The organism is Candidatus Nanosynsacchari sp. TM7_ANC_38.39_G1_1, from assembly GCF_004138385.1.
This window is the reverse complement of record NZ_PQNZ01000028.1, coordinates 1-10,241: the sequence shown is the minus strand read 5'-3', so window position 1 is coordinate 10,241 and position 10,241 is coordinate 1. Positions and strand designations below refer to the sequence as shown.

12 protein-coding genes and 1 tRNA gene are annotated in these 10,241 nt (G+C 48.8%); 1 reads left to right on the top strand and 12 read right to left on the bottom strand.

Annotated elements, in window-relative coordinates; translation table 11 throughout:
- Positions 1 to 87 precede the first annotated feature (87 nt).
- The 4 genes from rnc to G1ANC_RS04030 are packed head-to-tail and all read right to left on the bottom strand — an operon-like array spanning position 88 to position 1,970.
- Positions 88 to 798 (bottom strand): ribonuclease III, encoded by a 711-nt coding sequence (gene rnc, locus G1ANC_RS02555; protein ID WP_129693461.1) that lies wholly within the window; start codon positions 796 to 798, stop codon positions 88 to 90.
- 27 nt (positions 799 to 825) lie between these two features.
- Positions 826 to 1,335, bottom strand: coding sequence for an NUDIX hydrolase (locus G1ANC_RS02550; RefSeq protein ID WP_129693460.1), 510 nt, complete (start codon positions 1,333 to 1,335; stop codon positions 826 to 828).
- The gene (nusB, locus tag G1ANC_RS02545) at positions 1,301 to 1,777 is read right to left on the bottom strand and encodes a transcription antitermination factor NusB (protein WP_129693459.1); all 477 of its coding nucleotides are present in this window, start codon (positions 1,775 to 1,777) and stop codon (positions 1,301 to 1,303) included. The genes G1ANC_RS02550 and nusB overlap by 35 nt, the downstream gene beginning before the upstream one ends.
- 46 nt (positions 1,778 to 1,823) lie before the next feature.
- Positions 1,824 to 1,970 carry a hypothetical protein gene (locus G1ANC_RS04030; protein ID WP_164997984.1) on the bottom strand — a complete coding sequence of 49 codons (147 nt, stop codon included), beginning with the start codon at positions 1,968 to 1,970 and terminating at the stop codon, positions 1,824 to 1,826.
- A gap of 137 nt (positions 1,971 to 2,107) precedes the next feature.
- Between G1ANC_RS04030 and G1ANC_RS02540 the strand changes: the two genes are divergently transcribed.
- Complete coding sequence (locus G1ANC_RS02540) at positions 2,108 to 2,572, top strand: hypothetical protein (RefSeq protein ID WP_129693458.1); 465 nt, start codon at positions 2,108 to 2,110, stop codon at positions 2,570 to 2,572.
- Between the two features lie 54 nt (positions 2,573 to 2,626).
- Here the strand turns inward: G1ANC_RS02540 and leuS are convergent, their stop codons facing one another.
- From leuS to G1ANC_RS02500, 8 genes are all read right to left on the bottom strand, one after another.
- Positions 2,627 to 5,056, bottom strand: coding sequence for a leucine--tRNA ligase (gene leuS / locus G1ANC_RS02535; RefSeq protein ID WP_129693457.1), 2,430 nt, complete (start codon positions 5,054 to 5,056; stop codon positions 2,627 to 2,629).
- A gap of 42 nt (positions 5,057 to 5,098) precedes the next feature.
- Entirely contained in the window at positions 5,099 to 6,463 is a 1,365-nt protein-coding gene (locus G1ANC_RS02530) for a hypothetical protein (protein ID WP_129693456.1), read from the bottom strand.
- Positions 6,464 to 6,511: 48 nt separating this feature from the next.
- On the bottom strand, positions 6,512 to 7,786 hold the full coding sequence (locus G1ANC_RS02525) for a UDP-N-acetylmuramoyl-tripeptide--D-alanyl-D-alanine ligase (protein WP_129693455.1): 1,275 nt from the start codon (positions 7,784 to 7,786) through the stop codon (positions 6,512 to 6,514).
- 45 nt (positions 7,787 to 7,831) lie between these two features.
- Entirely contained in the window at positions 7,832 to 8,449 is a 618-nt protein-coding gene (locus G1ANC_RS02520; protein WP_129693454.1) for a CHAP domain-containing protein, read from the bottom strand.
- Positions 8,450 to 8,513: 64 nt separating this feature from the next.
- Positions 8,514 to 8,589, bottom strand: a tRNA-Phe gene (locus G1ANC_RS02515).
- Positions 8,590 to 8,676: 87 nt separating this feature from the next.
- Positions 8,677 to 9,162, bottom strand: coding sequence for a DUF4396 domain-containing protein (locus G1ANC_RS02510; RefSeq protein ID WP_206660715.1), 486 nt, complete (start codon positions 9,160 to 9,162; stop codon positions 8,677 to 8,679).
- On the bottom strand, positions 9,159 to 9,446 hold the full coding sequence (locus G1ANC_RS02505; protein WP_129693453.1) for a metal-sensitive transcriptional regulator: 288 nt from the start codon (positions 9,444 to 9,446) through the stop codon (positions 9,159 to 9,161). The genes G1ANC_RS02510 and G1ANC_RS02505 overlap by 4 nt, the downstream gene beginning before the upstream one ends.
- A 94-nt stretch (positions 9,447 to 9,540) precedes the next feature.
- Complete coding sequence (locus G1ANC_RS02500; protein WP_129693452.1) at positions 9,541 to 10,212, bottom strand: hypothetical protein; 672 nt, start codon at positions 10,210 to 10,212, stop codon at positions 9,541 to 9,543.
- Positions 10,213 to 10,241: the final 29 nt, after the last annotated feature.

Genomic DNA, 10,241 nt, shown 5'->3' with positions numbered 1-10,241 from the left:
AGTTGAGCTTGAGCTCCTGCGCAGTCCGGCTGCGGGCAATCACAACTTCAAATTAGTTAATAGTTTTATGCCTGGAAACAGGCTTTTTTATTGCCGTTTCTTATACTCTTCCAGCGCTGCCCGGGCGGCTTGCTGCTGGGCGGTTTGTTTGCTAGGGCCGATGCCTTTGCCCATCAGTTTGTCGCCGACATAAGCGCCGAGCGTGAAAACTTTGTCGTGGTCTGGGCCGTCTTCGGCGATGACTTTGTAGACTGGCGTAGCGCCGTCGACGCGCTGGCTGATTTCTTGCAGATGGCTTTTAGGATCGCGCCAAGAGCCGCTCTCTAGAATGCCGTCAAGCTTGCTGATAGTATGCTTCTCGATAAAGGCTGCCGCGGAATCATAGCCGCGCTCCAAATAAATCGAACCGATCACTGCTTCGTAAGCATTGGCTAGAATCTGATGGCGCGCCCGCTCGGAACCATGCTTCTCGCCGCGGCTCATCCGCACCAATGGCTCATAACCAAGCTCTTCGCCAGATTTGGCGTTGCTAGTGGTGTTGACTAGCGCCGCGCGCCAGCTAGTCAGGATTCCTTCCGGCTCGCTATAATGTTTATATAAATAATCCGTCACCACCAGCTCTAGCACGGCGTCGCCCAGAAATTCTAAACGCTCATTGTGCTCGCTCACCGATTTTTTATGCTCGTTGACGTAGCTGCGATGTGTCAAAGCAGTAATCAGAAGCTGAATATCGTTATATTCAAAACCTAATTTCTGCTTCGCCCAATCTTGGTACGGCCCGGTTGGCATACCACTCATCTTTCCTCCTTTTCGTATTTTGTAAGTTTATAAGTTTTCTTGGCGGATCCGCGTTTTAGCTTTCAGCATTAGCTTGGCGATGTCTTCGTATTCGATCAGCTCGAGCGCCTCGTTGAACGGGAACCATTTGATACCTTTCATCCAATCCTCTTTCTGGATTTCATCGCCGCTAGTACGAACGCGCACCAAATAAATTTGCGTCGTCATCAAGACGAGCTTATCGAGGCGACGATAGCGAAAATGAATCTTGCCCAGCCAGCCTAGCATATCGACGTCGTGCAAGCCAGCTTCCTCGCCAATTTCGCGGCGAGCAGTCTGCACGGCTGTCTCGCCCTCCTCGATGTGGCCTTTGGGAATTGTCCAGCGGTCTTTGGCATCCTGAATCAGTAAAATCTCGATACCCGACTCGCCGTGGCGGAAAATCACGCCGCCGCTAGTCGGCTCGCGAACGATTTCTTGGATAGACGCCGAACGCGACTTTGTTAAATATTTGCGTATATGATCAAACTTGCTTTTGTTGGCCTTCGGCTTTGGCATTATCTGACCCTTCCTCGACAAATTTGCGATAAGCGGTACCCAGTACGCCGTTGACAAACTTGCTCGAATTATCAGAACCAAACGCTTTGGCTAGCTCAATCGCTTCGTTGATGGCGACGCGCGGCGGCACAGTATCTTGATGATGCAGTAATTCGTACAGGCCAATCCGCAAGATTGCCCTGTCGATCCGTGCTATCTGCGTAATCGGCCACTCGGGCGCAATCGGTTGCAGCTGCCGGTCAAGCTCCTCCTGCTGACTAACAACACCGCTAGCCAGTCCTTCTACGAAAGCGATGTCGTCAATCGCCGAACGGTAACGCTCGACATCGCGCTTCAAGATATCATCTAACGCGGCACTGTTGTCGCCAGACTGCCGGCGCAATTCCAATTCGTATAGCGCTTGCAGCGCAACAATCCGACCAAGGTGTCTATTCGATGCCATTCGCGTTTGTTTCCTTTTATTATCTCACCGTTTTTGTTTGAAACGGTTATTTCTGCTTGGTTGATGATTTTTTCTTGCCAATCAACACTTTTACTGGCGAATGGCCGTTAACGCGCTTGGCTAACTTCTCGACAAGATGGCTGCGACGCATGCCAGTCTTGCGAGGACTTGATTGTTTCTTTGGCTGTGCCATGAAATGTTCTCCTTCTCGGTTTGTATAAACTTAGTAGTATTATACGCTAAAGCGAGGCTTTTCTCAAGTATTTGACATTGTAGTGTTATCGTATTTTAATTATTGACTTTTTATATCGGTTATGCTATAATAAAGATATGAGTCATGAACAAAACGTTGGTAAATCCGAGAAATTAATTACTACTACCGTTGCTATAGGTTTGAGCACAGCAGCGTTAACAGGCTGCGGTATCGGAGACTACGGAGCCAGCAGTGCCGAAACACCTAACCCAGCAGCTGTAGCCGAACAGAAAGCTGTCGAGTTGGTCGACGAATATAGCGAACACCCCGAGGAGTTCGATAAATCGGCGATCGTCCGCATAGAGGTTCCAGAAGGTAGTAGCGTCAACGGAGCAGCTACCGCCTACGTCGATCAATACGGACAAGAGCAAGGCTGGACGGGCCCGCAGCACGATTTAGAACACGGAGTTATCAATGAAGCCGCCGCCGAAATCAGCGTCGTACCACACCCAGACACAGAAGTAATCATGTATCATGTCGATTTGAACGGTGACGGCACCGTCGATGTTACGCCCGTTGGCGTCGAAAATCCAACAAAGTAATAGCTATAGAGTCAGAAACCGCTACTTACCATTTGTGAGTCTGCAAGGACGGGATCACGCCACGATATTGACGAGCTTGCCCTTGACGTAGATAATCTTCTTCGGCTCAGCCAGCACGAATTTCTGGACGTTGGCGTCGGCTAGCGCTAGATCCTTGATCTGTTCTTCGCTAGCATCAGCAGCGACCTCGAGTTTCGCGCGCAGTTTACCATTGACTTGCACGATAATGAGCAAGCTGCCGCTAACAATCTTAGCATTATCCCAGGCAGGCCAAGCGGCAAAATCAAGCTGCGAAGTTTCGCCAAGCTGCTGCCACAATTCGGCAGCCATGTGCGGCGCAAACGGCTGTACCAATTGCACTAGCGTCTTGAGATGTGGGCGCCAATCTTCGCTGTAGCCCGCCACTTTCAATTTGTACAAATCATTCACGCATTCCATCAGCGCTGCAATCGCCGTATTAAAGCTAAGCCGATGAATGTCATCGGTGACTTTCTTGGTAGTAGAATTAATAATGGCATCAAGCTTCTGAGCATCAGACGTACCAGTTTTGTCGCTGTCGTCAAATTCTTGCACTAGCGTCCACAAGCGATTAAGAAAACGATAAACACCAGCAATGCCGCGGCTGTTCCAGCTAGAGTTTTCGTTAATCGGACCCAGGAAAAGTTCAAACGTACGTAGGGCGTCAGCGCCATAGCCAGCGTTAATAACTTCGAGCGGATCGACGACATTGCCGAGACTTTTGCTCATTTTGCGGCCGTCCTCGGCTTGAATCAAACCATGGTAAACCAGCTTTTTTACTGGTTCGGCAAAATCTGTCAGCCCAAGCTCGCTAAAGACGTGCGTCCAAAAGCGCACATACAGCAAATGGGCCGTCGCGTGATCGCCGCCGACATACATATCGAGCGGCGCCCAATAATTTGCCTTGTCTGGCGCCCAGGCCTGCTGCGTATTATGCGGATCGGTATACCGCAGCAAATACCAGCTACTGCAAGCGTAACCATCCATCGTGTCAGTTTCGCGCCGAGCTGGAGAGCCGCAAACTGGACAAGTCGTCTGCACCCAGTCTTCTTGCGCCGCCAAGACTGATTTGCCATCGCCGCGCGGCTGGAAATCATCGACATCTGGCAATAGTACTGGCAAATCACTTTCTGGAACTGGCACTGCACCGTGCTCCGGACAATAAATAATCGGAATCGGCGCGCCCCAATAGCGCTGGCGGCTGATCAGCCAATCGCGCATTTTGTAAGTAATTTGCGACTTGCCTTTACCCTCTTGCTCGAGCCAAGCGACAATTTGCTCGCGAGCATCCTCGCTGCGCGTACCGTCAAAAGCGCCGGAATTCACCAAAACCCCTTCGCCGTGATAGCAAGCGTCGGTGTCAATGTCATCCTCAGGCCTCTCGATGACCTCAACGACTGGCAGCTCGAATTTCTCGGCAAAAGCAAAGTCGCGGTCGTCATGCGCTGGCACGCCCATCACCGCACCAGTGCCATAGCCCCCCAGAACATAATCAGCAATCCAAATTGGAATCTTTTGGCCAGTCGCCGGGTTGATAGCATAACTGCCGCTAAAAACACCTGTTTTCTCTTTGGTGTCGTTGCTGCGTTCAATCTCTGATTTCTTGACGGCATCATTAATATAGTTCTCGACTAATTCGCGCGTTTCATCGGTCAACAGCGTGCGTGCCAATGGATGCTCGGGCGCTAACACCAGAAAGGTTGCACCAAAAATCGTATCAGGACGCGTTGAAAAAACGGTTATCGTATCATCGCTGCCGTCAACTTGAAAAGTAATCTCAGCGCCTTCACTTTTACCGATCCAGTTAGTCTGCGCAATTTTGATTTTGTCGGGCCAATCCATCTCTGGCAGCTCGGCAAGCAGCTGCTCGGCATAAGCGGTAATCCGGAAGAACCACTGCTTCATAGATTTCTTGACAACCACCGAGTCGCAGCGCCAACATTTGCCGTCAATCACTTGCTCGTTGGCGAGAACCGTCTTGTCTTTTGGACACCACCATTGCAGCGATTCTTTCTGGTAGGCTAAATCCTTTTCAAACAGCTTAGTAAATATCCACTGCGTCCACTTGTAATATTCTGGGTCGCTGGTATTGATCTCACGCGACCAATCGATACTGGCACCAACACTGCGCAATTGCTTTTTGAAATTCGCAATATTGTCAGCGGTAGTTTCTCGAGGTTTGCGGCCAGTTTTGATAGCGTAATTCTCGGCTGGCAAGCCAAAGCTATCCCAGCCAATCGGATACATCACGTTATAGCCAAGCGCTCGGCGAAAACGTGCCACCGCATCGACAATGGAATGCTCCATAAAGTGGCCAGTATGCATGCCTGCGCCGCTTGGATACGGGAACATGCCCGTCACATAGTATTTTGGCTTGGCGCTTGACTCGTTCGTATGATAACGCTGGTCATCCGCCCAGATTTGCTGCCATTTCGGCTCAATTTCAGAAGGGTTATAGTGTCTCATCAACTATCAGTATAACAGATAAAACATAGCTGGTTCTAGTAATTAATCGTCGTAATCGCCATAATCTAAATCATTATCGGTATCAACGGTTGGCGCAGATAAATAACTACCGCCAGCTACCGACTGAAAAGATTGGCTGATTGCCCTTGCCCACTCTTCAGCGCTTATGGCGTCGCTTGGAACAGCGACCTGCGAACCTTTGCTAAAATCAATAACTGTTTTGGCGCTGACGTTGTAGTTTTTGTCGGAACGGCTATCGGTCTTAAGGTTAGTGGCCTTAACGTCAACGCCGCGCAGTTCATGCGACCATTGCGATACCCAAACGGTCATGGTAGCGTCAGCTTTTGATTTGGCTTTTTTGGCAGACTTGTAAGTATCAGACGACGAAGACGAAACGTTCGGCGCGCAAGATTCAATGCTCTTAGCGAAAGAGGTTTCTCGAAAATCCTTCCAGAAAGCCTCTGCTTTGTCGTCATCAACTGATACGTCGTAGCCAAAATTACCATTTTGCGACTTAACTTCTTTGTCGATAATTATAAATGGATGTTTTTTGTAAACACTGGAGATTTGATGCTTAGCTTTATCGTCTTTGGAGTATTTTTTGTAAGCATCAATCACGCATTGTAGCTGGTCGGCTGATTTTTTGTCCTGTTTGCGAACATCAGCTAGCGAATATTTTGCCCATTTGCCATCAATCTTTTTCAGATGTTTTTCAGCTTGCGCAGGCAACTTTTGATGTAGAATAGACAACGTTTCCTTGATGCTTGATACGATATTGTCAACCTTGAAATAGACTGTACCATTGTCAGTTGCCAAACCGCTAGCCTTGAGAGACAGCTCCTTGCCATTCACCTCTAGAACTAACTCGGCATTTGCGTCAAATTTCGGCGTATTTTCAGCACCAGTATCAAATGTAAATTTTTTGAACTTAATGTTCACGCCGTCGGCTTCATAAGAAAAGTTTGAGTTCACCGTGGTTTTGGTCGAGACTTTGGTAGCGAGCGGCAATTTGCTAACCGCGTCGAGCAAGACGTTTTCTGGCTTCTGATAAAACGCATAAGCAGTAGCGCCAGCAATCGCCAGCAGCACAACTAATACTGCGGCGCAAATAGCAATAATCAAGCCTGCTTTAGACTTTCGCTGGCCCATCGCCATCTGCGGCGGCAACGCTGGCTGAGCTATAGGTTGAGCCACAGTCTGGTTAGCGGTAGCTGGAGCAGCAGCTGGCCGTTCTGTCACAGCATTGGATTTTGCAGCGGATTGTTCGGCGGGCGCTGGCGCTGGTGTCGTCGTGCTTGTTGAAACTTTAGCTTTTTTACTGGTCTCGGTTTTGACCTTGGCTTTGGGCTTGTCAGAAACCCTCTTTTTAGTGGTTTTCGGCTTCTTTGGCGCACCGTCTTGTTTCATTGCTAGCTTACTCCTTTACTCCTTAACTTAAACCTATTATACACACGATTAAAATTGCTGGAAATATTTGTCTTTGATAGCTAGCCATTTATCGCTTTGGCGGACTAATTCAGCGTCCTCGGTCATGTCGCAGAGCACCTTAACACATTCTTCGAGGAATATTTCATTCTGCGAGCCTTTGACCAGCACTACCGTCCCCGGCTCGGTTATTGAACGGACGAACTCGCCAGCTTCGATAGCGTTGCGCGCCACATGAACTTGGCAGCCTGTCGAACGGGCCGCTGGTGCTAAGTATTGCGTCGCCGCCACGCCGACGACTACCACCCACGACAAAAGATTCGGATCGCACATGCGACCGAGCTTCTCGTGCTCGGCCTGACTGCTGCCGCCAAGCTCTAGCATATCACCAAAAACAGCCACTCGACTCGGTACATCCGTGAACTCGTATAGAGTTCGCAGCGCCGCCTGAGCCGCTGCCGGGCTAGAATTATAAGTGTCGTCTATAATAGTCACGCCACCAATGCCGCGCAGCAGATTCATCCGCCCCGGCACTGGCTTGAGGAGCGACAGTCCGCGTATAATGTCTTCCACTGGCAACCCGAGCATCATCGCCGCGCCAACTGCCCCCATGATCGGGCGCAAGCTATGCTCGCCCACTACTTTAATAGTAGCGGGAAAACGAATATCGTTAGGGGCAATAACCGTGCCGCTATAGCCATTTTCGTCAAGCTGTTGCTGCTCAAAACGAAACTCTGCTAGCCCAGTCGTGCCGTAAGTACTAAAGTTTGCCGATTCCAAGAAATCCGCAAACCGCCCGTCAATATCATCGCGGTTAATTAGCGTATATTCAGAAAATTTAGCAACAAATAACTCTTCTTGAGCCACATGTTCAATTGAGCCAAAAAATTCCATATGTTCAGGTGTTATCGCCGTAACTAGCGCAATATTCGGCCGCAAGTAAGTGCCAAAATCCATCATCTCGCCTGGATGGTCAACGCCTAATTCTTGAATAATGACATCGACATCCGCTGGACTATAAACGCGGCGATGCGCTGCCCTAAAAACACCTAGCCACGCCAATGGGCTATGCAATCTCTCTGGTAAGTTAATGCCGAGAATCGCCAATGGCGCCGACACTTCTGAATTATGATTACCCTCGTGCATGCGGACGCGAAAACGCTGCGATAATAGCCCGCCGAGAGCACGCTTGGTGCTAGTTTTACCAACACTGCCAGCAACAACTATCAATCTGACATGTGGATGCAGCTCAAAGTACTTAACGACATACTTTTGAAGCTTCTTCTTGATATACTTTTTGAACATAATTCTATCATACCGTATACGGTTAAGAAATTGAAATGTGCGCCATTATTCTAGCAGTCCAAAACCGCGAATCGGTCCGTCGCGGCTGAGATCCGACTGTTGAATGTTAATCACGCCGCCCTCGTTACCGCCAATAGTCGTCACTTTGCCGTTGTCGTATTCGAGCACAAAGTTCACGTGCTCGCCATGACGACTGGCGCTGTCGTACATAATAGCGTCGCCAGGCTGCAACTGGTAGCCGCTATTTGCGGCGCGGAACTTACCAGCGTTACGATAATACGTCTCGAGACTGCGCACACCTGGGATACGCCAACCGCCGCTATGCGGATTTGTTAGCGGCGCGCCAGCTTGGCGGCTGACCCAACTAACAAAATTTGCGCACCAATCCTGCTTCTCGCCCTGGCTATAAAACGGGCCAGGCTGCGGATTATCGTATTGTTGGCGAAGTATATTTATAGCGCGAGCACGTAGCGGCGACAGCTTATCTACCTGAACATCAGGGAATTTTTCACGAGCTGGTTGCAATTCAACAGCAGTGTAGCCACCCGATGAACGAAATGTAAAGTAGGTCGCTGCGCACACCAAGACAATTACCGCTACCAAGACTACACCGAAAATTATCGGCCCGCGCCAAGATGCTTGCTTTCGCTGAATACTTCTCATTAAAATTATTATACCTGCTTTCTAGCCTAAAGAAAAACACTCTCCGGCGGGGAGAGTATTTTACTGGTGGCTCCTACTAGACTCGAACTAGTGACACAAGGCTCTTCAGGCCTCTGCTCTACCAACTGAGCTAAAGAGCCACAAAACTACCTTATGATTGTACTAAAAATCTGGCGAGCTGGCAAGGAAAAAGCCAAGGCTCCTTGGAATTTATTCGCGCGCCGTTATTATTTATTATGGTGGTGATACTGATGAGTCAGCGCGTGACCCTTGCCGCGGCGCAATAAATATAAATTAACAGGGTACGACACTAGGAACGCGGCAGTCATGCATAGCAGCCGGCTTGTCCAATACATCGGATGAGTGAGGTCTTTGTTCATGGCGCCTGGCACAACGAGCATGATAACATTGTCAACGATGGTCATCGACAGAATTGATAACGTATCGGCAACGAAAACCAATTTGAAGGCTTTGATGAACGATAACTTAGCGCTTATCAGCGGGATAGTTGATACAGTATAGCCAGATGTAAATGCCAAAACCGATGCCAAAATTACCGTGGCGTGCGGTGTAAATCCAGCGTGCGTGCCGATGGTGACGCCTAGCATTTCGCCGATCATGCAGCCCGCCAAACAGTGCAAGGTCGCTGCTAATGCCATGCGTTTGGTTGAAGTTTTTGTGTTGCAGTGAGAATGAGATTCGTGGTGCATCATTTCGTCCTTATATTATTTAACTCGTATAGATTAAGTAGCTCTTCTACGGCTTCATTTTGCTGGATTTCATCGCCCGAGGCTATTTTGTCAGCAATGTGCGTGCGCAAGTGCCGCTCCAAAATGAGCTTATTGAGCGATGCCAGCGACTTTTGCAGCGCTAGGCTTTGCGTTAAAATATCCATGCAATATGCGTCGTCGGCAATTTGCTTCTCTAGTCCGCGCATTTGCCCTAAAATAATTTTTGTGCGGTGCAGAGCTCGCCGCTTGATATCTGCTGTATCCATAAAGTTATTATATACCCCCTGGGGGTATTATGTCAACCTACTTAGCACATATTCAAAGCTTGACTGATTATAAGTATTTACTAACGTGAACAGCCTATTTTAGCTGAGTAGCCTTAGAATACTTCAGCGTAGTAACCAAGAAAATAATGGCTGGCGGAATGATAAATACCATATACGCTAATACTGTGATCAAGGATTTTTCAGCAGGCAGCATCCACAGCGGCATACTACCAACTGCAGGGCTGGAGTCGTTGTCCTTTGCGATACCAAATAAACCATGCATGAATAGCATACCTACATTCAGCATCAGCATGATTGAACTTACAATTCGCCATAGCCGCAGCCTCGCTAACGGTGAATGAGCCGTCCCGAGAGTCAAGCAAAACGGTACCAAGAAAAGATTAACTATTACAGGTCCAAAAAACGGCTCGTCTTGCATGCGAGCAATAAACATCAAAAAAGCCCCGACGAAGAAAACAATCAGGGTAATTGTTGTACTGCGCGCTAGATGAAAAACAATATTATTACTACTATTAACAAACTCTCGATGCTGCTGAATAATACCTTTAGGAGCGTCGTTGGGGTTTGTAACCGCCTCCGCCTCAGGTTCTACTGCTAACTGTTGGTTTGCCATTTGCGGTGATTGACCAGGTAACGGCTGTGCTGTTGGTGTCACTTGCGGCGCTTGGTCGGGCATTGGCTGCATCGTTGGCGTTGTTTGTGAAACTGGCGACTGCGGATTCGCGTTTTGCTGATTATTGTTCATATGGTTATTATACCGCTTTGGTGCTAGAA